Raw genomic sequence first — 24,667 nt, forward strand, 5'->3', positions numbered from 1 at the left:
GACCCCTTCGAACGCCCGCAAATAGAGTTCCTGACATTCATACACAGGAATGACGTTCAGAATAGCGAACGCACACCGGTCGTCCCCGGCCGTCGCGGCGGACCGGCGCACCGGCAGGATCCGGAGGAACCCCACCGTGACCGCAGCACCAGTCTGGAGCGTCGATCCCCGAACCGGGAAGCGCCGGGAGCAGGTCGCCCAGGAGGCCACGTCCGAGGACGTGGACCGCGCCGTACGCGCAGCGCACGACGCCCGCGCGGCGCTGGCCGAACGCCCCGCGCGGGCCGCCCTGCTGCGCACCGCCGCCCGTCTCCTGGACGAGGCCCAGGGCGAGGTGGTCGGCACGGCCGACGCGGAGACCGCCCTCGGCGTCCCCCGCCTGACCGGCGAACTCGCGCGCACCACAGCCCAGTTGAGGGCCTTCGCCGACATTGTCGAGGAGGGCGGCTTCCTCGACGTGCGCATCGACCACGCCGACGACACCCGCACCCCGCCGTGGCCCGACCTGCGGCGCTGGAAGGTGCCGCTCGGCGTCGTCGCCGTGTACAGCGCCAGCAACTTCCCGCTCGCCTTCTCGGTGCCCGGCGGCGACACCGCCAGCGCCCTCGCCGCGGGCTGCCCCGTCGTCGTCAAGGCCCACCCGGACCACCCGGCCACCTCCGAGCTCTGCGCGTCGCTGCTGCGCCGGGCCGCGGCCGAGGAGGGCCTGCCCGAGGACGTCGTCGTCCTCGTCCACGGATTCGAGGCGGGCGTCACGCTCGTCGGCCACCCGCTGGTCGCCGCCGCCGGGTTCACCGGTTCGGTGCGCGGCGGCAGGGCGCTGTACGACGCGGCCGCCGCGCGGGAGGTGCCCATCCCGTTCCACGGCGAACTCGGCAGCCTCAACCCGGTCCTGGTCACCGAGGCCGCCGCGGCCGAGCGCGGGGAGGAGATCGGGGCCGGGCTCGCCGCGTCGGCGACCCTGGGGACGGGCCAGTTCTGCACCAAGCCGGGCTTCGCGCTGGTCCCCGAAGGGGCGGCGGGGGACGGCCTGGTCAAGGCGCTCACCGAGGCGGTGGCCGGCGCCCGGGGCGGCGTGATGCTCGACCACCGCATGCGCGACGCGTTCCTCGCCGGCGCCGCCGAGCGCGCCGCCCTGCCCGGTGTGCAGGCGCCGGTGCTCCCCGGGGCGGACGGCGACCACGGCGTCACGGCGGGCTTCCTGACCGTTCCCGCGGGCCCGCTGGCCGCCGGGGACGGGCACGACGCGCTCCTGGAGGAGTGCTTCGGGCCGGTCACCGTCGTCGCGCGCTACGGCAGCGACGAGGAGGCGGCCGCCGTTCTCGGCCGTCTGCCCGGCAACCTCACCGCGACCGTCCACCTCGGCGCCGACGAGGCCGCGGGCGCGGACGGCCGGGGCGCGGCCCTGCTCGCGCTGCTCACCCCGCTGGCCGGACGCGTCCTGGTCGACGGCTGGCCCACCGGGGTCGCCGTCGCCCCCGCCCAGCACCACGGCGGCCCGTACCCGGCCACCACCTCCACCTCCACCTCGGTCGGCGGCACCGCGATCGAGCGCTGGCTGCGGCCCGTCGCCTACCAGTCGGCGCCGCAGGCCCTGCTCCCGCAAGAACTCCACGACGACAACCCCCTCGGGCTCCCGCGCCGGGTGGACGGCCGCCCGGAGACGGGCCGTGCGCTGCCCGCGCCCCGCGCCGGCGCGGACCCCGACACCGACGGCGCGGCAGGCGCCTGACCCGGCCCCGCACCCTGCGCTCGCGCCCTCCGCGGCCCGGCCCCCGACCTGGGGGCCGGGCCGCGGTGTTCCCGGGGCGCGAGCGACGTGGGCGTGCCGCGAGGCCGCGACGCGCCACGGCGCCGCCCGCCCCCGGTGTGGGGGACGGACGGCGCCGTGCGGCCGTGCCTGTCTGTCAGCGGGTGACGACCGTCTCCGCGACGGCGTCGCCGTCCGAGCCGGGCAGGTCGCCCTCGAACCTCGCCTCCAGCGCCGCGCGTTCGGCGTCCGACGGGTCGCTGTCGAGGGAGTCGATCAGGGTGTCGCGCGCCGTGCTGCGCTCGGGCCGCAGGAACCCGACGACCACGTACAGGGTCAGTGAGGTGAGCACCGGCAGCCCCACGTTCATGGTCTGCGTGGCGTCCTCCACGCCCCAGTACAGGTACGCCCACACCGACAGGCCGCCCGCCCAGGAGGTGATCGCGGCGAGCGGGCCGTGGCGCCGGAACCAGGGGAGCAGCCCGAGCATCAGCGGGATGGAGATCGGCCCCATGGTCGCGGCGACGATGCTGACCACCACCGTCATGATGAAGCCGTCCGGATCGGCGAAGAGCGCGAAGGTCATGCTGACCGTGACGAACGCGACCGTGGTGATCCGGGCGAACGTCAGCTGCCCGGCCTGGGTGAGGCGCCGGACCCGCGGGAACAGCACCGGGGCGAGGTCACGGGTGATGACGGCCGTGATGACGTTGGAGTCGGAGGCCACCATGGCCATCGTGTGCGAGAAGAACCCGGCGAGCAGCAGCCCGATGATGCCCGCGGGCAGCAGCTCCTGGGCCAGCATGATGTACGACTGCTCGCCGTTCTCGATGCCGGGCACGACGAGCGGGGCGGCGATCATCGGGATGAAGAGGATGAACGGCCACACGATCCACAGGAAGCTGGAGAGCAGGGCCGACCGCTTGGCCCGGGAGCCCGACGGGGCGGCCATGTAGCGCTGCGCCAGGTTCCACATGCCGCCGTTGTACTCGAAGGTCTTGACCAGGAGGAACGCCATGATCAGACCGGAGGTGACCGGCCCGGTGACCGGGTCGCCGTGACTCTCCGGCAGGTCGCCCCACATGGTCCACAGGGTGGCCACGCCGTCCAGGTGGGCGAAGAGCGCGAAGAGCATCGCGAAGCCGGCCACGGCCTGGATGACGAACTGCCCGAAGTCGGTGAGGACGTCGGCCCACAGTCCGCCGAAGGCCATGTAGAACATGGTGCAGACGCCCGTCAGCGTGATGCCCCAGACGAGAGGGATGTCCGCGAACCCCTGGAGCAGCAGGGCGATGGCGACCCACTTCGCGGCGATGTCGACGACCTTCAGCGCGGCGCCGCTGTAGGCGAGCACCTGCTGGGTGGGCAGGTTGTAGCGGACGGCGAGGTAGGCGAGCGGCGAGTTGACGCCGTGCTTGGCCCGCAGCCGGTTCCAGCGCGCGGCGAAGACGAAGGCGCCGATGCCGATGCCCACGCCGATGGTGAGCGGCCACCAGAAGTAGACGGTGACCCCGTGGTCGTACGCCACCGCGGCGAAGGTGACGAACATGATCGCGCTGTACCCGGACATGTGGTGCGAGATGCCGGAGAGCCACCACGGTATGCGGCCACGGGCCGTGAAGAAGTCGGCGATGGTGTGGATGCGCTTCCTCGACCACAGGCCGATGCCGACCATTACGAAGAAGTACGCGCCCAGCACCACCCAGTCCAGTGCGGCCATCTCGGCTCCTCGCGTTCATGGACATGAATAGCTGACAGATCCCTGAATGGGTGCCGTCACAGTAGAAGTGCCGTGATGGGGCGTCAATACGCTGCGCAGGGCGGGATTTGACGGTGATCGTCGTTCGCGTACCCGATGGGTGTTCAGCGGACTGAACGAACCGCAGGTCGTCGCGGTGCCCGTCCGCACTCGGGCCGCACTCGGGCCGCACTCGGGCCGCATGCGGGCCACCGCGGAGCCGCACGCGCGGTGAGGCTCCCCCCGCCTCACCGGGCGGGGGGAGCCTCACCGTCTCGCGTCAGGGTCTCAGAAGTACGACTGCAGCGTCCCCCGGCGGCGGATGTCCAGCGTCGCGCAGTGGAAGGAGCCGCCGAACGGCGCGTAGTGGAGCAGGTCGCAGGGGACCGGCTCGAAGCCCCACTTCTCCAGCGCGCGGAGCATGCCGGTGTGGTGGCGTTCGGCGACCACCCGCTTCTCGTCCAGCATCAGGACGTTGAGGCTGAGCCACCTGCCGCACAGCGAGGTGAGCTTGAGCAGCGGGTCGCGGATCGGGTCGGGCTCGGGGGCGACCAGGATGTCCCAGGACCGCAGCACGTCCGGCAGCCGGTCGACGTCGATGTACTCGGGGTTGACCAGCGCCTTCCCCGGGGCCAGCACCATGAAGGTGGTGTCGATGTGCATGGGGGCCCGGCAGCGGCTCTCGATCTCGTGGATCCGGTACCGGGGGCCGAGGTGGCGGCGGAGCCACTCGATGCCGCTGAGGTTGGTGACGTTGCTGCGGGTCACGAACAGGTCCCGCCCCGCGCGGACGAAGTCGGCGGCGTCGAAGACCGGCTCGAACTCGGTGAGGATGTACCGCATCGGCTCGCCGGGCCGCGGGATGCGGAACTCGCCGTCGTAGAGCTCGTCGGTGAGCTGCGGGCGCGGAGCCGCGGTCCAGCGGGCGCCGCGCCGGAAGTAGTCCTTGAGGACCGGGCGGTAGGTGTGCGTCTCGAAGTAGCGGCAGGGCCAGGCCATCGGCGTCTCGATGATCTCGTCGCCGATCACCAGCATGCTGTCGCGCGGGCAGGTGTTGCAGAAGCCGCGTGACGCCCAGTCGGGGGTGGCGAAGCGCTTGCGGTGCTCGGCGGCCTCCGGGCGCCGGACCGTGATGCCCAGGGACTCCAGCAGGGTGACGAACCCGTCGAGTTCCTCCTGCGCCCGTTCGATCAGTGCCCGCGGATAGCGGACGCCCGCCACCAGGCCCTGCAGGCGGGCCGCCCAGGGCGGAATGTTGCAGGCCACCACCGGGTGACGGGTGGGGATGGTCGCCCCGTCGAGGCGGCCGACGACGATCTCCTCGAGCGGATCCCACTCGTTGTGCGAGTTGACCGGTGACAGGAGCGGGACGGGTTCGTCGGCGGCCGCCGTCGGTGTCTCGGGCTTCTGCTGCAGTGACGTCATGCTCAACCGCTTTCGCCGGGCGAAGTCGATGGTCAATATATCTGAAATGCGACATCCGGGGCGTCCGGAGGTCCGGGTCCTAGGCCCGTCGGCCGAGCCGGTCAGGGACCCGGGGCGGGGGCGGCCGGTGCGGCCCGGCGGCTAGCGTGCGGGCATGCAGACCGGTCGGCCGCCCCGCGGCATGGAACAGCGCACCCGTGACGTCCTCGCCCGCCTCACCCACGAGACGGACGTCTGGGTGGCGTCCGCGGACGCCGGGGGGACGCCGTACCTGGTGCCGCTCTGGTTCGTCCGGCACGACGACGCCCTCTGGCTCGCCACCCGTCCGGCCACGCGGACCGCCCGCAACCTCCGGGCCGTCCGCCGTGTCCGTCTGGCGCTGGGCGACACGCTCGACGTGGTCCTGGTGGACGGGGACGCCGACGTCCTCACCCGCGCGGAGGTCCCCGGGGAGGCGGCGGAGGCGTTCGTGGCGAAGACGGGCTGGGACCCGCGTGAGGAGGCCCGGGAACACGTGTGGATCCGGGTGCGGCCGCGGTCGGTCGAGGCTCGCAACGGGGAGCACGAGATGCGGGGACGCCAGGTGATGCGGGACGGGGTGTGGGCCGTGGCCGCGGCCCGGGCAGGGACGGACGGGACCGTTGAACGGGAGGCCGGACCGGCCGTACGGTGACCGGCATGAGGCCCGAGCGGCTGCACCCCGCCGTACGCAACCGCGCCCGGTTCCTGCCGAGCATCCCCGCGGGGCCGCTCGGGCGCGGGATCGGGCGGGCGGTCCGGGCGCGGCTGCCGGCGGGACGCCTTCCCGAAGGGGTCCTGTCCGGGCTCGTCGCGGGCCTGCCCGGCGGACCGTCACGGCTCTACGTGCCCGCGCCGGGAAGCCGGCGGACCGGCGCGGCCGTGCTGTGGATCCACGGCGGCGGGCTGGTGAGCGGCGCGGCCGTGCAGGACCACCGGTGGGCGGGACGGCTGTGCGCCGAGTACCGGCTCGCACCGAGCACCCGTACCCCGTGCCCCTCGACGACTGCCATGCGGTGTGGGGCCGGCTGCTGGAACACGCCGGTGACCTCGGAGTCGACACGACGACCGCACGGCCGCGGACCGCGGCCTGGACGCCGTCCGCCACCCGGTGTGGGACAACCGCAGCAACCGGGCCGGCTGGTCGTCCTACCTCGGCGTGGAACCCGGCGCCGACGGGACGCCGCCGCCCGGGTACGCCGTGCCCGCCCGCCGCCGGGACCTCACGGGGCTGCCGCCCGCCTGGATCGGGGTCGGCGACGCGGACCTCTTCCACCCGGAGGCATGCGCCTACGCCGGACGGCTCCGGGCGGCCGGCGTCGCGACGGAACTGGACGTGATGCCGGGCGCCCCGCACGGTGTCGAGACGCCGGCGGGCGAGGTGCCGTGGGTGCGGGCGTACGTCCGGCGCGCCCACGCGTGGCTGGGAGGGCGGCCGGCCACGGGCTGAGCGCCTTCCCGGCCGGCCGGGAAGCCCGCCCGCGCCGGCCTGCCGGCGCGGGAACGGCCCACTCGCGGCGACCGTCGTGACCGGCGTGCACGCGGACGCCCCGCACCGGGCGCGCCGCACCCAGGAGCCGGCGCGACGCGCCCGGTACGGAACGGGAGCCGGTCAGCGCGCGAAGGACTCCGCGTAGGCGGCGAACGCGCGGGTGGCCTCCAGGGAACCCGGCCGCGGAGGGTCGGCCGCGTCCCAGCCGCGGCCGCGGTCCTCCAGCACCTGGGTGAGCAACGGCCGCCACCGGGGCGCCAGATGCTCACGGCCCCAGGTCAGCGCTCCCGGCTTCGAGGTCACCCGGCCGGTCCGCAGCGAGTACAGCACGCGGCAGTACGTCGTCACCGTGTAGCGCTGCGTCCAGGCCAGGTCGAAGGATGTCCAGGTCCCGACGGAGTCCAGCAGCCCGGGCAGCGCCGCCCGCGCCTCCGCGCGGACCGCCTCGGGAGGCACCTCGTCGACCACCTCGGTGACCGGCGGACCGGCCAGGGTGATGCCGTGGTGGCGCAGGATCCAGCGGCTGTGCGCGCTGTTGCAGTGGGTGTCCCAGGTCAGCTCCCGGTGCCCGTGGTCGTTGAACAGCCAGCGGACGCCGAGGCCGCCCACGTCGCGCAGGGAGGCGGTGTCGGCGTAGGAACCCTCGAGGTGCCGCGTCCAGTGGCCGGGACGCAGCGGGATGCCGTCGTGGAGCCGGCGCAGCGCCGCCTCCGTCCCGCCGTCCGGCAGGCGGGTGGCCGCGACCACGAAGTCGCAGTCGCTGTGCGGGTCTCCCGCGCCGAGGGCGAACGAGCCCTGGACGTACATGCCGACGAAGGTGTCGCCGAGGATGTCGCGGACCGAGCGGGCCAGGCCGGTGAGGAGCGTGTCGAGCTCCGGGTAAGGGGTGAACATGTCGGATCTCCGTGCCCGTGGAGGTGTCTGTGGACGGTCTACGGGCGCGGCGAGGCTGTCGTGCCGTGCGGTCCTCGTGACGGACCGGGGCCAAGGTCGCCGCGCTCAGGCGGCGCGGCGGGTGCGGTACGCGGCGAAGCAGAGGGTGAGGGCCATGGGGGCAGGGTAACTCCGTCGGGCGGGCGGCGGTACCGCTCCCGCCCGCCCGGACCGTCCGGCGAGGGCCGGGGCGGCGTGCGCTCCGCCTGGACCCGCACCTCCTGGTAGGCCTCGTGGGAGGTGACCCGGAACGCCTCCTCCCAGGAGGCGAGCGCCGCGGCGGCCGCCGCCCCGGCCGTGCCCCGGCGGCGGACCCGGCGGGCCAGCCGGGCGAACGCGGCCACGGCGGCCGCCAGGCCGCCGAGCACCAGCAGGGGAGGAAGGAAGGCGTCCACGGCGCGCAGCCTAGTCGCGTACCCGGGCGGGGCAGGAGGCCCGCGGGGGCCCTATCGTCGACACCAGGACGCCGCCGGAACGGGAGGACACCGATGGGACCTCAGGTCGTCGCCCACACCGTGCGCACCACGGCCGCCCCGGCCCTGGTGCACGCGCTGCTGCGGGACGGGGCCGGGTGGCCGGCGTGGTCGCCGCTGGATTCGTTCGTCCTGGAGTCCGAGGCGCCGGGCGGCGGCGAGGGCGTGGGCGCGGTACGGGTCTTCCGGACCGGGCGGCACGTCTCGCGGGAGCGGATCGTCGCGAGCGTGCCCGACCGGCACTTCGCCTACGTGCTGCTCTCCGGGCTGCCGCTGCGCGACTACCGGGCGGACGTCGAGCTGACCCCGGGCGAGGACGGCGGCACCACGATCCGGTGGCGGTCGGTGTTCCGGGCGAAGGTGCCCGGCACCGGGTGGATCTACCGGGCGGCCCTGCACCGGTTCACGGGCGACCTGGTCCGCGGCCTGGCCCGGCACGCCGACGCGGCCGGCTGAGACGCCGCACCGCCGCCGCGAGGCCGGCCGGGCTGGACCGAGGCCGGGCCGGGCCGGGCCGCGGGGCGCCCGGTGTGCGATCATCCGCCGCTATGACCTCACAGCAGACGACGCCCGTCACCGCCGAGACCTCCGGAACCTGGACCCTCGGCGACCTGCCCGTCCGCCGCGTCGGCTTCGGGGCGATGCGACTGCCGCAGACCGGCACCGCGCTCGTCGCCGACGCCGTGCCCCGCGACCGCGGGCGGGCCATCTCCGTGCTCCGCCGCGCGGTCGACCTCGGTGTGAACCACATCGACACCGCCGACTTCTACTTCTCCCCGCTCCGCTCCGCCAACGAACTGATCAACAGCGCGCTGGGCGGCCCCTACCCGAGCGACCTGGTGATCGCCACCAAGGTGGGGCCCCGGCGCGCCGCCGACGGGACCTGGGCCACCAGCGCCGCGCCCGGGGAACTGCGCGGACAGGTCGAGGAGAACCTCCGCCAGCTCGGACGCGACCATCTGGACCTCGTGTACCTGCGGGTGATGCGTCCCGGGCCGGTCGGCGAACACTTCGGCGCGCTCGCCGAGTTGAGGGAGAAGGGGCTGATCCGCCACCTCGGACTCTCCAACATCGGGCCCGAGCACCTCGACGAGGCCAGGCGGATCGCGCCCGTGGTCGGCGTGCAGAACCCCTACGGGCTCGGCTTCAACGCCGGGCAGGCCGGGTTCGTGGCCCGCTGCGGCGAACTGGGGATCGCCTTCGTGCCCTTCTACGCCATAGCCGGGGCCGCCAAGGAGGATGGCGGCGTGGGCGGCGGGAGTCCGGAGGTCTCGGCGATCGCCCGCGCCCACGACGCCACCCCCGCCCAGGTCCGCCTGGCCTGGAGCCTGGCGCAGGGGCCGAACCTGCTGGCCATACCCGGCACCGGCGATCCGGAGCACCTGGCCGCCAACGTGGCGGCGGGAGCGCTCGCGTTGACGGACGCTGAGCTGGCCACGCTGAACGACGCGCACCGCGGGCCGCGCGGGGAGACGGCGTGAGGGGCCCGGCCGTCCACGCGCGCCGTCCGCCGCCGCCGGGGCGCGGGGGCACCATGGGGGCATGAGTGGAGCAGAGCCCTTTCCGCCCGAGCCGTGGGATCTGCGCGGCCGGATGCACGTCGGTCTGTGGAAGGCCCGCCCCGGCCGCCTGCCGCGGTGGCCGCTGCCCGAGGGGGTGCGCCCGCTCGTCGTCGGCGGGCGGTGCCCGCTGCTGACCTTCTGCGTCGACTACTCGCCCGAAGGGACGCTGTCCTACCGGGAGTTGCTGGTGGCGCTCGCCGTCCGGCGGGGCCGGCGCACCGGCTGCACCGCGGTGGCGGTCTGGGTCGACAGCGAGCGGTCCAGGGCTGGCGGGCGGACCCTGTGGGGCATCCCCAAGGAACTCGGGGAGTTCGCCCTGGAACCCGGGGGAGGGGCCGCCGGAACGGAGCACTTCCGGCTCCGCGCCGCCAGGACCGGCGAGGTGCGCGCCGCCTTCCGCCCGGGACGGCCGCTGCCCGGCCGGCTGCCGATCCGCACCCGCCTGTTCCAGGAGGTCGACGGACAGGTGCTGGCCGTCCCCGCCCACCTGACGGGCAGGCCGGCCCTGACCAGGGCGTCCTTCCGCCCCGACCCGGCCGGGGCGCTGGACTTCCTCGGCCGGGGCCGCCCGGTGCTGTCGTTCACGCTGGAGGACTTCCGCTTCCGGGTGGGCTTCCGGTCCCCGCGCGACCGGCTCGACCGGCGCGGCTGAACCGGCCGCCCCACTCCCGGACCAGGTCCACCAGTTCCGGAGGGCCGACGACCTGGAACTCCGCGCCCGTCATGCCCAGAGCGGCCATCGCCCAGTCCAGGTCGTCCGTCGTCATGTGCACCCGGCAGCGGCCCTCCGCCGACTCCGCCGCCGACTCCTCCACCCGGGCCCAGCGCCCGATGTGCCGCCGGACGGTGTCCGGCGGGGCGTCGACCAGCGCCTCCACCCGGTGCGGGCGGGGCAGGTTCTCCAGCCCGGCCCGCACGAAGGCCGCGGCGTCGGCGGCCGGCAGCTCCCGGGGGCGGAACCGGTCACCGGTCCCCTCCGGCGCACTCAGCCGGTCCAGCCGGAAGCTGCGCCAGCCGGCCCGGTCCAGGTCGTAGGCGACCAGGTACCAGCGCCGCCCCAGCGGCACCAGCCGGTGCGGCTCCGCGTGCCGTGCGCTCCGGGCGCCGTCGGCCGCCCGGTAGGCGAACCGGAGCCGCTCCTCGTCCCGGCAGGCCATCGCCACCGCCGTCAGCGCCGCCGGATCCACGCCGGCGCTCTCGCCGCCGCCCCAGACGGCCGGCACCGTCACGGCGCGCAGTGCCTCCACCCGGCGGCGCAGCCGGGCCGGCATCACCCGCACCACCTTCGCCAGCGCCCGTACCGAGGACTCCGCCATCCCGTCCACCGCGTGCTGCGCCGCCGTCTGGAGGCCCACCACCAGGGCCACCGCCTCCTCGTCGTCGATGACCAGGGGCGGCAGCGCCGCCCCGGCCGCCAGCTGGTACCCGCCGTCCACCCCGCGCTGGGCCTCCACGGGATAGCCGAGTTCGCGCAGCCGCTCGACGTCCCGGCGCAGGGTGCGGGTGGAGACGCCGAGCCGGCCGGCGAGCTCGGTCCCCGGCCAGTAGCGGTGCGTCTGCAGCAGGGAGAGCAGCCGCAGGGTGCGTGAGCTGGTGTTCGCCATGTCCACCAGTGTCGGTGCAGTTGCGGACAGGAAGTGGCCGCAATGCCTCATACCGTGGGACAAGTCCGAGGGCGAGGGGCGTCACGTCCCCCGTGGCAGACCGAAGCGAAGGCGGAGACCGAGATGAGCGTCAACGAGATGATCACGACCGGCGGCACCACCGGAACCCTGACCGGCGAGCGGGCCGACCTGCGGGAGATGCTGCGGCGGCACCGGGAGTTCCTGCGCACCACCACGCGCGGTCTCACCGACGACCAGGCGCGCCTGCGGACCACGGCGAGCGAGCTGTGCCTGGGCGGGCTGATCAAGCACGTCACGGGCGTGGAGAAGGGCTGGGCGGACTTCATCCTGGAGGGGCCGTCGTCGATGGGCGACTTCACCGCCATGACGGAGGACGACTGGGCGGAGCGCGCCGCGGAGTTCCAGCTGCTCCCCGACGAGACGCTGGCCGGTGTGCTCGACGCCTACGCGGACGTGGCGGCCCGCACCGACGACCTGGTCGCCACCCTTCCCGACCTGGACGCGAGCCACCCGCTGCCGAAGGCGCCCTGGTTCGAGGAGGGCGGCAGCTGGTCGGCGCGGCGGACCCTGCTCCACATCATCGCGGAGACCGCCCAGCACTCGGGCCATGCGGACATCATCCGGGAGAGCCTGGACGGGGCGAAGACCATGGGCTGAACCGGCCCAGATCCGCGTCGCCCTCGCCTCCGCCGTGGCCGCCCCGCCTTCTCGCCTCCTCGCCTCCTCGGCTCTCGCCGCGTCGTCCGCCGAGTGTCGTCCGCCGTCCTCAGCGAGCCGTCGCCGTCCTCACCGGGCCGCCCCGACGGGGCGGTCACCGGTGGGGGCCAGGCACCAGTCGAGGAGCGCGGACCACGGCCCGTAGCCGGACGTGGGGTTCAGGTGGGCGGTACCGGGCAGGACGTCCGCGGGCACGCCCAGCGGGCCGGCGTAGGCGTTCTCCGCGCCCTCCACGCAGTACGGGTCGTCGTCCCCGCAGACGACGCGGGTACCGCGGGCCGCGGCGCCCAGCTCGGCCGCGGTGACCGGCGGGGCCGTGAACGGGGTGATCTCCGGGTGGTCGCCCAGGAAGGCGGGACCCGGCGGGGCGATCAGCAGGACACGGTCGACCGGCGTGGTGACCTGCCCGCGGGCGACGGCGTGCAGCCAGGTGGGGCAGGCCAGGCTGTGGCACAGGACGGTGCGGTGCCGGGCGCGCAGCGTGGCCAGGTGCCTGCCGTACTCCGTCAGCCAGACGTCCAGCCGCGGCTCGTCCGGGTCGGGCAGCTGCGGGTAGACCACCTCGTGCCCCAGCTCGGTCAGCCGGTCGGCCAGCCAGTGCTGCCAGTGGTCGGCGGGCCGGCGGTTCTGCCAGCCGTGCAGGATGAGAAAGCCCTGCTCGGGCGTGCTGTCGTCGCTCATCGCCCCATGATCGGCCGTCGTCGCCGGAGGCGTCCACACCGTCTCGGGAGGCGAACAACGCGCCGGGGCGGAGCGGCTTGCGCACCCCGGCGGCTCCCCGCCCTACCGTGGACGGATGGCCATCGACTGGAACAACGAGCTGGTCGAGCAGCTCGATCGGCACTGGCGCGACCAGATGAGGCCGCGGATGACCGGCCTGACCGACGAGGAGTACTTCTGGGAGCCGGTGCCGGACTGCTGGAGCGTGCGTCCTCGCGGCCGGAGCGCGGCCCCGATCGCGGCCGGCGGCGGCGCCTTCACCATCGACTACGCCTTCCCCGAGCCCGACCCGCCACCGGTGACCACGATCGCCTGGCGGCTGGGCCACATGGTGGTCGGCGTCCTGGGCATGCGGGTCGCCGCGCACTTCGGCGGCCCGGCCGTCGACCACACGACCTTTTCCTGGGCGGGTACGGCCGACGAGGCCCTCGCCCAGCTCGACGAGGCGTACGCGGCCTGGACGGCGGGGGTGCGCAGGCTCGGCGGGGAAGGGCTCGCCCGGCGCAGCGGCCCGGCGGAGCACGCGTTCGCCGAGTACCCGATGGCCTCGCTCGTCCTCCACATCAACCGCGAGATGATCCACCACGGGGCGGAGGTCGCGCTGCTGCGCGACCTCCACCGGGCCGGTGGGAGAGCCGGACCTCGGCCGGCTCAGGGGCGGGCGTAGGGACGGGTCATGATCTCCATGTTGTGGCCGTTCGGATCGGCGAAGTACGCGCCGCGTCCGCCGAAGAGCCGGTTGAACCGGCCCGGTTCGGTGTGGCGCGGGTCGGCGAAGTAGGTGACGCCGAGCGTCTCCAGCCGGGACAGCATCGCGTCGAACTCCTCGTCGGGGACCAGGAAGGCGTAGTGCTGGCCCTGGACCGGCTCGTCGCGCTGCTCGTAGAAGTCGAGGGTGACGCCGTTGCCGAGATCGACCGGGAGGAACGGGCCGAAGGGCGCTCCGACCCGGAGCCCCAGGACGGCGGCGAGGAATTCCGCGGACAGCTCACGGTCCTCGGCGAGGACGGCGACGTGGTCGAGCCGGACTGTGGTGACGGACATGAGGAAAAGGTCTCCTGGGTGCGGTTCCGGAAGGATCGGGGTTCGTGGATCCGGAACCGTCGGGCGGGCCGCGGGCCCGCGCCGGAGTCATGCCGTGGCCGGGCGCCTCACTCGTGCGTGGCCCGTGGCCGACCCGGCAGTCATGGGCGGCAGTCTAGACGGACGGCCTGCCCGCCGGTACCGGCACTCCCGCGGCCCGCAGCTCCGCCTCGGTGAGGGGCGGGCCGTCCAGCAGGGGCTTCTTGCGGCCGAGGAGCAGCAGGTACAGCATGTCCGGCCGCATCAGCCTGGCCGCGGGGCGTTCCATGCTCATCACGTCCAGCAGGATCCGCAGCGCGCGCGGACTGCGGGCCCCCGCGTCGACGGCCCGGTCCACGTACCGGGCCAGCAGGCGTTCCGCCCCGGTCGGCGGCCGGTCCGCGGCGCCCGGGTAGAAGACGTCCTGCCCGACCGCCAGGTTCCACGCGTTCTCGACCGGACGGGCCGCGGCCCGCTGGACGCGGCGCGCCGTCAGCGGGTCGGCCAGGTCGTGCCGGCGCAGCACCTCGCGCAGCGCCACGACGCTCTGCGCGGCGGCGCTCAGACCGTGCCCGTAGACCGGGTTGTAGCCCGCGATCGCGTCGCCGAGGATCGCGAAGCCCGCGGGCAGACGCTCGGCGCGTTCGTAGTAGCGCCGCCGGTTGGCGGTGCTACGGGTGGTGACCACCGGCCCCAACGGCTCGGCGCGCTCCAGCAGTTCGCCGATGACCGGATGGGGCAGGGAGCGGGCGAACGGCACGAACGCGTCCGCGTCGGCCGTCGGACGGCCGTCGCGGCTGCCGGCCAGGGTGACCAGCCAGCGCCCGCCCTCGACCGGGTTGAGGATGCCGCCCCGCCCCACCTGGGCGTGCGGATCGGCCTGGACGTTGACGACGGGGAACCGCCCGACGGCCCCGGCCGGGGCGCGGTAGAGGCGGCTGGCGTAACCGATGCCGGCGTCCACCGTGCGCTCCGGGACCGGCGGCAGGCCCAGTTCGGCCAGCCAGACGGGCGCCCGGCCCGCGCGGCCGCTCGCGTCCACCACCAGGTCCGCGGCGATCCGCTCCCGCGCGCCGCCCTCGCCCGCGACGACGTCGACGCCGGTGACCAGGCCGGGCCCTCCCGCCAGTCCGACCGCCTCGGTGCCCGGCCGCACGGTCACCCGGGGGATCCGCAGCACCCGGTCGCGGACCACGGAGTCCAGCAGGTCCCGGCTGCACACCACATTGGTGTGCCGGGAGTGGGTGAAGCGCCGGAACCACTGGCCCGAGGGGGCCTTGGAGACGAGGTCCGTCATGATGTCGGCGCGCCACGCGCCCCGGGCCGTCAGCGCCTGCGTGAGGCCGGGCAGCAGCGACTCCATCGCCTTGACGCCGCCGGACCACAGCACGTGCGCGTGCCGCGCCTGCGGCAGGCCCCGGCGTGGCGCCGGGCCGTCGGGGAGGTGATCGCGTTCCACGACGGTGACGTCGGCGTACTCGGACAGGACGGCGGCGGCGAGCATCCCGGTGATGCTGCCGCCCACGACGACTGCGGTGCGGCGGGACATGACGACTCTTTCCCGAGGGGTCAGACGACCGGGGCCGGCGTGCGGAGGAAGAGACGGGACGCCTGGCCGACCAGGTCGTGGAGGCAGGAGGCGTAGGGCTCCCGTCCGGGCAGGCGGTCGAGGAGGGCGTGCGCGAGACGGCGGTACGTCTCCAGGTCCTGGGCGAAGTCCTCCAGCGCCGGGCCGGTGAGCAGCAGCTCCAGGAGTTCCCCGCGGGCCTCCGGCGAGGTGCGGGCCGCCGCGCGCAGGAGGCGCAGCCGGGCGGCCTCCTCGGGGGAGGACCGCTCGGCTGCGCAGGCCAGGAGGTGGGTGACGGTGCCGTTGCGCAGGTCCTCGTGGCGGCCGGTGACGATGTCCTCCTGGTCGTTGAAGAGCTGCCAGAGGATGCCGAGGAGGGTGCCGAGCTCCCGCCACCGGCGGACGCGGTCCGGCTCCGCCCCGGCGAGCAGCGCGGCCATCGTGGTGATCATGGCGAAGGGGGCGCCGGACTTGCCGCGGTAGGCGGTCAGCACCGCCTCGCGGCGCGGCGAGCCGTTCGCGCCACCGCGCAGGTCGGCCAGCTGACCGGCCACCGCCGCGAGGCCGCCGGAGGTGAACTCGGCGGTGAGGGCCGGGCGTACGGGGCCGGGGAGGCGCGGGGAGTCCAGCAGACGCAGCGGCAGCAGGGAGCCGGCGGCCAGGGTGGTCAGCACCGTCTCGTGCCCCGGGGCACCCGGCCCGGTGACCGCGCACGCCCCGGTGCCGTCCTGCCGGGCGGCGGAGGCGGGGGACACGGGGGATGCGGGGGATGCGGCGGCGCTTGCGGGGCAGGAGGCGGCGGCTTCGGCGTCCGCGAGGTCGTCGAGGCGGCAGGCGGCCGTCCACCACAGCAGGTGCACCACCGCCAGCGGAAGCGCCGGCTCCGGGTCGCCGGTCTCGGCGCCGTGCACCGCGAGGGGCAGCACCGACAGCGGGTACCGCATCGTCTGCCGGCGCAGCAACTCCTCGCAGGAGGCCCGCAGCAGGTCGCCCGGCGGCCCGGCCAGTTCGAGCGCCGCCGCGACCTCGGCACGGATGGCGTCCGTGTGGCGGGCGTGAAGCTCCTGGTAGGTCAGGGAAGGCACGCGTTTCCCCCGTCAGGCCCTGGGTCTGGAGTGGAGTTTGATTCGAACACCCTTGATCGGGGGGAAGCCAGAGCAAGTTTCGGCCAGGACGACCGATTGCCGACGCCGTCCGACCGCCGACGACCGGCCGGGGGGAGTATTCGGCCAACTCGTGTGCAGGATGTTGATGTTGGTGTCTAAGTTCTGCATGACAGGTAGTTCCGACGCCAGTGACATCAGTGACATCAGTGACATCAGTGACATCAGGAATCACCACGCTGCCCCCATGGCCGGAGGAGAGCACACATGACCACCCAGTCACCCCGCCCCATCGACACCTCGGTCCCGCACTCGGCCCGCATCTGGAACTACTGGCTGGGGGGCAAGGACAACTACCCGGTCGACGAGGAGGCCGGCGACGCCTACACCGCCGTCTTCCCCGGCATCACCACCATCGCCCGCTCCAGCCGCGCCTTCCTCGGCCGCAGCATCCGCCACCTGGTGCTGGAGTGCGGGATACGGCAGTTCCTCGACGTCGGCACCGGCCTGCCCACCAGCGACAACACCCACGAGGTCGCCCAGCGGCACGCCCCCGACGCGCGGATCGTCTACGTCGACAACGACCCGCTGGTCCTCACCCACGCCCGCGCGCTGCTCACCTCCACCCCCGAGGGCGCCACCGCCTACCTCGACGCCGACCTCCACCGGCCGGAGGCCATCGTCGAGGCCGCCGCCGAGACCCTCGACCTCACCCGGCCCACCGCCCTCATCCTCAGCGGCACCCTGGGCCACGTCCGCGACCACGACACCGCCCTGGACCTGGTGCGGCGGCTGATGGCGGGGCTGCCCACGGGCAGCTACCTGTGCGTCAACGACGGCTCCCGGGGCGTGGACCCCGAGTACGAGCGCGCCCAGGACGGCTACAACGAGACCGGCGCCGTCCCGTACTTCCTGCGCCCCGTCGAGGAGATCGAGGCGTACTTCGAGGGCATGGAGATGGTCGAGCCCGGTGTGGTCCCCGTGCCGCTCTGGCACCCGGAGGAGGGCGCCGACACCACCCCGGTCGGGCAGCACGGCGGCGTCGGCCGCAAGGTCCGGTAGCGCGGGTCCGTGACCGCCCGGCGGCTGCCGAACAGCATCCGCAGGCGCGGGAGTTCCCGTTCGCCCCGGTTTCACGCGAAGGTGTGGAGCCGGGGCGGACGGCGGATGGCCGGAAGGGGGCCGGGGCAGGACCCGGCCATGACGCAGCCGTTCCGACTCCCGCAGTTCTACATGCCGTATCCCGCCCGGTTGAACCCGCACCTCGACGAGGCCCGTGCCCACTCCACCCGCTGGGCGCGGGAGATGGGGATGCTGGAGGGCTCCGGCGTCTGGGAGCAGTCCGACCTCGACGCGCACGACTACGGTCTGCTGTGCGCCTACACGCACCCCGACTGCGACGGTCCCGCCCTCTCACTGATCACCGACTGGTACGTCTGGGTCTTCTTCTTCGACGACCACTTCCTGGAGATGTTCAAGCGCGGCCTGGACCGGGCCGGGGGCCGGGCCCACCTGGAGCGGCTTCCGCTCTTCATGCCCTCCGACCCGGACACCCCCGTGCCCGCCCCGGAGAACCCGGTGGAGGCCGGACTCGCCGACCTGTGGGCCCGCACCGTCCCCGCCATGTCCGGACACTGGCGCCGCCGCTTCGCCCTCGCCACCGAACACCTGCTGAACGAGTCCCTGTGGGAGCTCTCCAACATCGGTGAGGGCCGGATCGCCAATCCGGTGGAGTACATCGAGATGCGCCGCAAGGTCGGCGGCGCCCCCTGGTCGGCCGGCCTGGTCGAGTACGCCACCGCCGAGGTCCCGCACCGCGTCGCGGAGTCCCGCCCGCTGAGGGTGCTGATGGAGACCTTCTCCGACGGCGTCCACCTGCGCAACGACCTGTTCTCCTACCAGCGGGAGGTCGAGGAGGAGGGCGAACTCAGCAACGGCGTCCTGGTCCTGGAGAACTTCTTCGGCTGCGCCACCCAGCAGGCCGCCGAGATCGTCAACGACGTCCTCACCTCCCGCCTCCACCAGTTCGAGCACACCGCCCTCACCGAGATCCCCGCCCTCGCCCTGGAGGCCGGCCTCGCCCCGGACGAGCTCGCCGCCGTCGCCGCCTACGCGCGCGGACTCCAGGACTGGCAGTCCGGCGGCCACGAATGGCACCTGCGCTCCAGCAGGTACATGAACGAGGGCGCCGTCGCCGCCCGCACCGACCCGCTGCGCGGCCCGACCGGGGCGGGAGCCTCCGCCGCCGACGTGCGCGCCCTGCTCGCCGGCGCCGGGGCGCAGCGGCTGCGCAACCACACCCACGTGCCCTTCCAGCGGGTCGGGCCCGCCCGCATCCCCGACCTGCCGATGCCCTTCACGCTCACCCTCAGCCCGCACCTGCACGGGGCCCGCGGCCGCCTGCGCGACTGGTCGCAGGAGATGGGGATCTTCGCCGAGGGGGTGTGGGACGAGGACAAGCTGCGCGCCTACGACCTGCCGCTGTGCGCCGCGGGCATCCACCCCGCGGGCACCGCCGACTCCCTCGACCTGGCCTCCGCCTGGCTGGCCTGGGGCACCTACGGCGACGACTACTACCCGCTGGTCTTCGGCCACCGCCGCGACCTGGCCGCCGCCCGGCTCACCACCGCGCGCCTGTCCGCCTGCATGCCCCTCGACGGCGGCACGGCCCCGCCGCCCGCCAACGCCATGGAACGCGGCCTCGCCGACCTGTGGACCCGCACCACCGAGGCGATGACCCCCGACCAGCGGGGGACGCTGCGCAAGGCCGTCGACGACATGACCGAGAGCTGGGTCTGGGAGCTCGTCAACCAGCTCCAGCACCGCGTCCCCGACCCGGTCGACTACCTGGAGATGCGGCGCGCCACCTTCGGCGCCGACCTCACCATGAGCCTGTGCCGCCTCGGCCACGGCCCCGCCGTGCCGCCCGAGGTCTACCGCAGCGGACCGGTCAGGTCCCTGGAGAACGCGGCCGTCGACTACGCGTGCCTGGTCAACGACATCTTCTCGTACCAGAAGGAGATCGAGTTCGAGGGCGAGATCCACAACGCCGTGCTGGTGGTGCAGAACTTCTTCGGCTGCGACTACCCCGACGCCCTCCGGGTCGTGCAGGACCTGGCGGCCCGGCGGATGGAGCAGTTCCAGCACGTCGTCGCCCATGAGCTGCCCGCCCTGCGCGAGGACCTCGGGCTGGGCGCGGAGGCCCGCGAGGCCGTTGACGGCTACGTGGCCGACCTGCGGAACTGGATGGCCGGCATCCTCAACTGGCACCGCGAGGTCGACCGCTACAAGGACGCCTGGCTCTCCCGCCGCGCCCACCGGTTCCTGCCCGGCGCGCCGCCCGCCCCGCCGGCCGTTCAGCCGTCCGGCACGGCGTCCATCGGTGCCAGGGACCCGCTCGGCCGCCCCGTCGGGCCGCAGTTCCTGACCGCCCGCTGAACCGCCCGGCCGCCCGGCCGGGGCGTGCCCGCACCGGTACGCCCCCTGTGTCCGCGCGCCGCGGCGCGCGGACACAGGGGGCCCGCCTCCCACTGGCCGCGGGCGGGGCGGCGGGCCGCGGGCGGTGCCCGCGAATGCGGCGTCGCGGCGGAGACCGATGCGGGACACTGGAGATCCGGGCACACGTCCGGTGCCCGTCCCGCACCGCGTCCGCACGGTGCCCGTCACGGCCAGGGAGGCCCCCCGGATGTCCGGCCCCTTCGAACCCTTCAGTGCCGAGGACCACCGGGCGCGGATGGAACGCGCCACCCGGGAGGCCGCCGCCGCGGGACTGGCGGGCCTGCTGATCGCGCCCGGCCCCGACATGGTCTGGCTCAGCGGCTACACCCCGCCCGCCGACACCGAACGCCTCACCCTGCTCGTCCTGGTCCCCGGCCGGGACCCGGTCCTGGTCGTGCCCGCGCTGGAGGCCGCCGACGCCGCCAGGGCGGCCGGCGCCCCCGCCCTGGCCCTGCGGGACTGGACCGACGGCACGGACCCCTACGCCGTCGCCGCCCGGGGTCTCGACGGCGGCGGCCGGTTCGGTGTGAGCGACAACACCTGGGCCCTCCACCTCCTCGGCCTGGACCGCGCCCTCCCCGCCGGCTCCTACGTCGCCCTCGGCGAAGGGCTGCCGATGCTGCGCGCCGTCAAGGACGCCGTCGAGCTGGAGCGCATGGCCGCCGCCGGGGCCGCCGCGGACGCCGCGTTCGCCGGGATCCGCACGGTCCGGTTCGCGGGCCGCCGCGAGGAAGAGGTCGCCGCGGACCTCGCCGGCCTGCTGCGCGGTTTCGGCCACGAACAGGTCGACTTCACCGTCGTCGGCTCCGGCCCGAACGGCGCCGACCCGCACCACGAGGCCGGGCAGCGGGTCATCGAGGAGGGCGACATGGTCGTCCTCGACTTCGGCGGCCTGATGCACGGCTACGGCTCCGACATCTCCCGCACCGTCCACGTCGGCGAGCCGACCGACGAGGAGCGCCGCGTCCACGACATCGTGCGCGAGGCCCAGGAGGCCGGGTTCCGCGCCGTCCGGCCCGGCGCCACCTGCCAGGACGTCGACCGGGCCGCCCGCGAGGTGATCACCGAGGCCGGGTACGGCGAGCGCTTCATCCACCGCACCGGCCACGGCATCGGCGTCACCACCCACGAACCGCCCTACATGGTCGAGGGAGAGCTGCAGCCGCTGGTGCCGGGGATGTGCTTCTCCGTCGAGCCCGGCATCTACCTCCCCGGGCGCTTCGGCGTCCGCATCGAGGACATCGTGACGGTGACCGAGGGCGGGGGACGGCGCCTCAACGACGCGCCTCGTGAGATCGTGACGGTCGGCTGACCCGTGCGACACGGATCGGTCGACCGCATCCCGAACCCCCTCCGGCACGAACAAAACGGCACCACCACCATGAATCAGGCACCGAAACCGCCTTCCACCGACGAGCTGCGCGAGCTGGTCCGCACCCTCCTTCCGTCCGAGTCCGAGTCCGGGTCCGGGTCCGGCTCGGGCTCCGCGTCCGGGGACGGGCCCCCGGGTGAGCCGGACGTCCGGCCCGTGGTGGACGAGAAGACCCCCGAGCCGGAGCGCGCCCACAGCACGTGGTGGGTCGGTGACCGGCACGTGCTGCGGCTCGCCCACGACCGCGAGCAGTCGGCGCGCCGCCTGCGCGAGCTGCGGCTGCGCGACCTGGTCAGGCCGCACGTGGGCGTGCCGGTGCCGGTCAGCCGCGGGCACGGGGAGTGGAGCCCCGGGCTCGTCTACACGCTGGACACCCGGATCCCGGGCGGCGCCGGGGCCCGGCACAAGGTGACCGCGCTGGGTGAGGCGGACCTCGCCGGTCTGCTCACCGGCCTGCACGCGGTGCCGCTGCGGCAGGCGGAGACGGCCGGTGTGCCCGTGGCGGCGCCGCGGTCGCTGGAGACGCTGCGGCAGAGCGCCCGGCGGGCGGCCCAGGAACTCGTCGCCGCCGACGAGATCGACGCGGCGTGGCTGCGGCCGCTGAGCGAGGCCGGGGCGGCCCAGCTGGAGGTCCGGCCGGGGACGGCGGTCCTCGTGCACCGGGCGCTCAGCGCCGAGCACCTGGTGATCAGCGAGGACGGCCGGGTGCGGGGGGTGCTCGACTGGACCGACGCGGTGCTGGGAGACCCCGCCGAGGACATCGCGGGGCTCGCCCGGGCCATCGGCTCCCCGGCCGCCGTCCGTGCGGCGACGCTCGCCGGGTACGGGCCGCGGCCCTGCCTGCGGGGGCTGTGGCTGGCGCGGTGCGACGCCATCCTCCGCCTCGCGGCGCTGCTCCGGCGGTTCGGGGCGGCGGAGTCGGAGCGGCACACCTTGCTGCGGACGGAGCTCACGCAGGCGTGGGAGCCGATCCTCTTGGAACGCGTCTCCGACCTCCGCGACGAGTCCTACTGACCCACCGGGCCCCCTTCCTCGGGCCCCGGCACCTTCCTCGGGCCCCGGCCCTTTCCTCGGGTTCCTGGCCGCCTCTCGGGTGGCGGCTTTTTCTCGGCGGGCCGGCCGCCCGCAGGGTGCCGCGGGCGGCCGGCCGGGTCAGGACTGGAGGAGGACCGCGCAGGACTCGGCGGGCAGGCGCAGGACGCCGTCGGCGTCGGGGGCCTCCAGGGGGGACCAGGACGCCAGGACGTCGACGGGACGGGTGCCGAGGGGGACGTCGGCCGGCGCCTGACCCAGGTTGACGACGATGCGCAGGTCCCCGCGCCGGAACGCGAACCAGCGCGCCTGCGCGTCGTACGCGATCCGCACGTCCGAGAGGTCCGGGTCCTTGAGGTCCCCCTGCTCGTGGCGGAGCGCGATCAGCATCCGGTACCAGGCGAGCAACCGCGCGTGCGGCTCCTTCGAGGGCTCCGTCCAGTCCAGGCAGGACCGCTCCCGGGTCGCCGGATCCTGCGGATCCGGCACGTCCTCCTCCGCCCAGCCGTGCGCCGCGAACTCCCGCCGCCGCCCCTGCCGGACCGCCTCCGCCAGCTCAGGATCGGTGTGGTCGGTGAAGAACTGCCAGGGCGTGGAGGCGCCCCACTCCTCGCCCATGAAGAGCATCGGCGTGAACGGCGCGGTCAGCGTGAGGGTGGCCGCGCAGGCCAGCAGGCCGGGGGAGAGGGTGGCCGACAGCCGGTCGCCCTGCGCCCGGTTGCCGACCTGGTCGTGGGTCTGCGAGTAGCCCAGCAGCCGGTGCGCGGCGAACCGGGCGCGGTCCAGCGGCCGCCCGTGCCGCCGGCCGCGGAAGCTCGAGTACGTGCCGTCGTGGAAGAACCCGGCGGTCAGCGTCTTGGCCGTCGCGGCGAACGGGTCACGGGCGAAGTCCGCGTAGTAGCCCTGCGACTCGCCGGTCAGCGCGGTGTGCAGCGCGTGGTGGAAGTCGTCGTTCCACTGCGCGTGCAGCCCCGGACCGCCCGTCTCGCGGGGAGCGACCAGACGAGGGTCGTTCAGGTCGGACTCGGCGATCAGGAACAGCGGCCGCCCCAGACCGACCGCCAGCCGGTCCACCGCCGTGGAGAGCTCCTCCAGGAAGTGGTAGGCCCGCGTGTCCCGCAGCGCGTGCACCGCGTCCAGCCGCAGTCCGTCCAGCCGGTAGTCCCGCAGCCAGCTCAGAGCGCTGTCGACCAGGAACTCGCGGACCTCGTCGGAGCCGGGCGCGTCCAGGTTCACCGCCGCGCCCCACGGGGTCTGGTGGGTGTCGGTGAAGTAAGGGCCGAACGCGGGGAGGTGGTTGCCGGACGGCCCGAGGTGGTTGTGGACCACGTCGAGCACGACGCCCAGCCCCAGCTCGTGCGCCCGGTCCACGAACCGCATGAGCGCCTCCGGACCGCCGTACGGCTCGTGCACCGCCCACAGGGAGACGCCCTCGTACCCCCAGCCGTGCCGCCCCGGGAAGGGGCACAGCGGCATCAGCTCCACATGGGTGACGCCCAGCTCCGCGAGGTGCTCCAGCCGCGCCGCGGCCGCGTCCAGCGTGCCCTCCCGGGTGAACGTCCCCACGTGCAGCTCGTAGAGGACCGCCCCGGGCAGCGGACGGCCCGGCCAGTCCACGCGCCACCGGTACAGCCCGTGGTCGACGACGGCGCTCAACCCGTCCGGGCCGTCGGGCTGCCGCCGGGAGCGGGGGTCCGGCAGCACCGGCCCGCCGTCCAGGGCGAACCCGTACCGCGAACCCTCCCGCGCGGCGGCCTGCCCCGTCCACCAACCGCGGCGCAGCGGGTCGGCCTCCATCGGGAACTCGCCCCCGTCGCAATGGAGCGTCACCCGACCGGCCTGCGGCGCCCACACCTCGAACTCCACGAACGGCTCCCTCTCGTTCCAGCGATGGGCCCGGATGCCCTGGATGCAGCGGGACCATCCTGCGTCACCAAGGGATCATCGCGCTGGGCATCACGACCTTTCCCGCCTGAGCGACACCTCATTCCGTACTCCGATCAGGTGGCTTTGGTGTGGCAGAACCGGGTGGATGCCGATGCATCGGCTATGAGACCGATCCCCTGCGCCCCGGCAGTCCGGGGCCTCCCGGTGCGCGGCGCCCTGCTGACGGCGGCCGCCGCGCTGCTGCTGTCGGCGCCGGCCGTCGCCCCCGCCCAGGCCGCTCCGCCCGAGCCGTACCAGGGCAACTGGGTCTACGTGTCCGTGACCGACGGGGAGGCCCGCTCCGCGGCCCCCGCCGAGGCCAGGGGCACGCTGCTGCTCTGCGACCCGCCGCAGGCCGCCGGTCACCGCGAGACCGACCGCGCCTGCGCGGAGCTGGCCCGGGCGGGCGGCGACCCCACGGCCATCCCGGCGCGCGCGGACGCCGTCTGCCCCATGCGGTACGCGCCGGTCACGGCCCGCGCCCGCGGCGAATGGGGCGGCCGGCCGGTGCAGTACACGGAGACCTTTCCCAACGCGTGCGTGATGACCGCCCGAACGGGTGACGTCTTCACCCTGGCCGGCACCACCCCGGCGCCCGCCCCGGCACAGGTGCCCGCCCCGGAGTGACCGCCCGGCGCGGCGGGGCGCGGCCGT

At 74.7% G+C, this 24,667-nt stretch carries 23 protein-coding genes; 13 read left to right on the forward strand and 10 right to left on the reverse strand.

The genetic code is table 11. The features are described 5' to 3' along the window. Positions 1–136: 136 nt before the first annotated feature. Positions 137–1,732 carry an aldehyde dehydrogenase (NADP(+)) gene (locus GBN72_RS01905; RefSeq protein ID WP_151769859.1) on the forward strand — a complete coding sequence of 532 codons (1,596 nt, stop codon included), beginning with the start codon at positions 137–139 and terminating at the stop codon, positions 1,730–1,732. Between the two features lie 175 nt (positions 1,733–1,907). On the opposite strand, the gene GBN72_RS01910 is transcribed toward GBN72_RS01905, so the two are convergent. After that, on the reverse strand, positions 1,908–3,470 hold the full coding sequence (locus tag GBN72_RS01910; protein ID WP_151769860.1) for a sodium:solute symporter family protein: 1,563 nt from the start codon (positions 3,468–3,470) through the stop codon (positions 1,908–1,910). Positions 3,471–3,776: 306 nt separating this feature from the next. After that, complete coding sequence (locus tag GBN72_RS01915) at positions 3,777–4,913, reverse strand: amidinotransferase (RefSeq protein WP_151769861.1); 1,137 nt, start codon at positions 4,911–4,913, stop codon at positions 3,777–3,779. A 154-nt stretch (positions 4,914–5,067) separates the two neighbouring features. Between GBN72_RS01915 and GBN72_RS01920 the strand changes: the two genes are divergently transcribed. Together GBN72_RS01920 and GBN72_RS34765 are read left to right on the forward strand one after the other, a co-directional pair. Then, a complete protein-coding gene (locus GBN72_RS01920) occupies positions 5,068–5,586 on the forward strand; it encodes a pyridoxamine 5'-phosphate oxidase family protein (protein WP_151769862.1) in 519 nt (172 codons plus the stop codon). Positions 5,587–6,021: 435 nt separating this feature from the next. Continuing rightward, a complete protein-coding gene (locus GBN72_RS34765) occupies positions 6,022–6,381 on the forward strand; it encodes an alpha/beta hydrolase fold domain-containing protein (RefSeq protein ID WP_369695877.1) in 360 nt (119 codons plus the stop codon). Positions 6,382–6,543: 162 nt separating this feature from the next. Here the strand turns inward: GBN72_RS34765 and GBN72_RS01930 are convergent, their stop codons facing one another. Together GBN72_RS01930 and GBN72_RS01935 are read right to left on the reverse strand one after the other, a co-directional pair. Continuing rightward, the gene (locus GBN72_RS01930) at positions 6,544–7,317 is read right to left on the reverse strand and encodes an aminoglycoside adenylyltransferase domain-containing protein (RefSeq protein ID WP_151769863.1); all 774 of its coding nucleotides are present in this window, start codon (positions 7,315–7,317) and stop codon (positions 6,544–6,546) included. Positions 7,318–7,355: 38 nt separating this feature from the next. Then, complete coding sequence (locus GBN72_RS01935; RefSeq protein ID WP_246212202.1) at positions 7,356–7,751, reverse strand: hypothetical protein; 396 nt, start codon at positions 7,749–7,751, stop codon at positions 7,356–7,358. Between the two features lie 93 nt (positions 7,752–7,844). On the opposite strand from GBN72_RS01935, the gene GBN72_RS01940 reads away from it, so the two are divergent. The 3 genes from GBN72_RS01940 (at position 7,845) to GBN72_RS01950 (ending at position 10,043) form a co-directional block, all read left to right on the forward strand. Then, on the forward strand, positions 7,845–8,285 hold the full coding sequence (locus GBN72_RS01940; protein WP_151769864.1) for an SRPBCC family protein: 441 nt from the start codon (positions 7,845–7,847) through the stop codon (positions 8,283–8,285). A gap of 92 nt (positions 8,286–8,377) precedes the next feature. Continuing rightward, positions 8,378–9,310 (forward strand): aldo/keto reductase, encoded by a 933-nt coding sequence (locus GBN72_RS01945; protein ID WP_151769865.1) that lies wholly within the window; start codon positions 8,378–8,380, stop codon positions 9,308–9,310. A gap of 61 nt (positions 9,311–9,371) precedes the next feature. Continuing rightward, a complete protein-coding gene (locus tag GBN72_RS01950; RefSeq protein ID WP_151769866.1) occupies positions 9,372–10,043 on the forward strand; it encodes an acetoacetate decarboxylase family protein in 672 nt (223 codons plus the stop codon). Here GBN72_RS01950 and GBN72_RS01955 read toward each other — a convergent pair. Continuing rightward, a complete protein-coding gene (locus GBN72_RS01955; RefSeq protein WP_151769867.1) occupies positions 9,973–10,995 on the reverse strand; it encodes a helix-turn-helix transcriptional regulator in 1,023 nt (340 codons plus the stop codon). The two genes, GBN72_RS01950 and GBN72_RS01955, sit on opposite strands and share 71 nt — an antisense overlap. Positions 10,996–11,118: 123 nt before the next feature. Here GBN72_RS01955 and GBN72_RS01960 point away from each other — a divergent pair, with 123 nt between their 5' ends. Next, the gene (locus tag GBN72_RS01960) at positions 11,119–11,673 is read left to right on the forward strand and encodes a DinB family protein (protein ID WP_151769868.1); all 555 of its coding nucleotides are present in this window, start codon (positions 11,119–11,121) and stop codon (positions 11,671–11,673) included. 129 nt (positions 11,674–11,802) lie between these two features. Here GBN72_RS01960 and GBN72_RS01965 read toward each other — a convergent pair whose 3' ends face one another. After that, positions 11,803–12,414, reverse strand: coding sequence for an RBBP9/YdeN family alpha/beta hydrolase (locus tag GBN72_RS01965; protein WP_151769869.1), 612 nt, complete (start codon positions 12,412–12,414; stop codon positions 11,803–11,805). 115 nt (positions 12,415–12,529) lie between these two features. Between GBN72_RS01965 and GBN72_RS01970 the strand changes: the two genes are divergently transcribed. Continuing rightward, positions 12,530–13,120, forward strand: a complete 591-nt coding sequence (locus GBN72_RS01970) for a DinB family protein (RefSeq protein WP_164540314.1) — start codon at positions 12,530–12,532, stop codon at positions 13,118–13,120. Here the strand turns inward: GBN72_RS01970 and GBN72_RS01975 are convergent. The 3 genes from GBN72_RS01975 to GBN72_RS01985 all read right to left on the reverse strand — a co-directional run bounded on the left by GBN72_RS01975 (position 13,105) and on the right by GBN72_RS01985 (position 16,167). After that, positions 13,105–13,497, reverse strand: a complete 393-nt coding sequence (locus GBN72_RS01975) for a VOC family protein (RefSeq protein ID WP_151769870.1) — start codon at positions 13,495–13,497, stop codon at positions 13,105–13,107. The genes GBN72_RS01970 and GBN72_RS01975 overlap by 16 nt on opposite strands. A gap of 154 nt (positions 13,498–13,651) precedes the next feature. Continuing rightward, positions 13,652–15,064: an FAD-dependent oxidoreductase gene (locus GBN72_RS01980; RefSeq protein ID WP_151769871.1), complete on the reverse strand. Its 1,413-nt coding sequence runs from the start codon at positions 15,062–15,064 to the stop codon at positions 13,652–13,654. A 20-nt stretch (positions 15,065–15,084) separates the two neighbouring features. Then, positions 15,085–16,167 (reverse strand): polyprenyl synthetase family protein, encoded by a 1,083-nt coding sequence (locus GBN72_RS01985; RefSeq protein ID WP_246212203.1) that lies wholly within the window; start codon positions 16,165–16,167, stop codon positions 15,085–15,087. 285 nt (positions 16,168–16,452) lie between these two features. Here GBN72_RS01985 and GBN72_RS01990 point away from each other — a divergent pair, with 285 nt between their 5' ends. The 4 genes from GBN72_RS01990 (at position 16,453) to GBN72_RS02005 (ending at position 22,069) form a co-directional block, all read left to right on the forward strand. Continuing rightward, positions 16,453–17,247: an SAM-dependent methyltransferase gene (locus tag GBN72_RS01990; protein ID WP_151769872.1), complete on the forward strand. Its 795-nt coding sequence runs from the start codon at positions 16,453–16,455 to the stop codon at positions 17,245–17,247. A gap of 138 nt (positions 17,248–17,385) precedes the next feature. Continuing rightward, positions 17,386–19,623 (forward strand): germacradienol/geosmin synthase Cyc2, encoded by a 2,238-nt coding sequence (gene cyc2 / locus GBN72_RS01995; RefSeq protein ID WP_246212204.1) that lies wholly within the window; start codon positions 17,386–17,388, stop codon positions 19,621–19,623. Positions 19,624–19,870: 247 nt separating this feature from the next. Next, the gene (locus tag GBN72_RS02000) at positions 19,871–20,995 is read left to right on the forward strand and encodes a M24 family metallopeptidase (RefSeq protein ID WP_151769873.1); all 1,125 of its coding nucleotides are present in this window, start codon (positions 19,871–19,873) and stop codon (positions 20,993–20,995) included. Between the two features lie 69 nt (positions 20,996–21,064). Further along, positions 21,065–22,069: a phosphotransferase gene (locus GBN72_RS02005; protein WP_151769874.1), complete on the forward strand. Its 1,005-nt coding sequence runs from the start codon at positions 21,065–21,067 to the stop codon at positions 22,067–22,069. Between the two features lie 138 nt (positions 22,070–22,207). On the opposite strand, the gene treZ is transcribed toward GBN72_RS02005, so the two are convergent. Beyond that, entirely contained in the window at positions 22,208–23,953 is a 1,746-nt protein-coding gene (treZ, locus tag GBN72_RS02010) for a malto-oligosyltrehalose trehalohydrolase (protein ID WP_151769875.1), read from the reverse strand. A 183-nt stretch (positions 23,954–24,136) separates the two neighbouring features. On the opposite strand from treZ, the gene GBN72_RS02015 reads away from it, so the two are divergent. Continuing rightward, positions 24,137–24,640 (forward strand): SSI family serine proteinase inhibitor, encoded by a 504-nt coding sequence (locus tag GBN72_RS02015; protein ID WP_151769876.1) that lies wholly within the window; start codon positions 24,137–24,139, stop codon positions 24,638–24,640. Positions 24,641–24,667 lie beyond the last annotated feature (27 nt).

This window comes from Streptomyces abyssomicinicus, from assembly GCF_008974245.1.
GTDB lineage: Bacteria > Actinomycetota > Actinomycetes > Streptomycetales > Streptomycetaceae > Streptomyces > Streptomyces abyssomicinicus.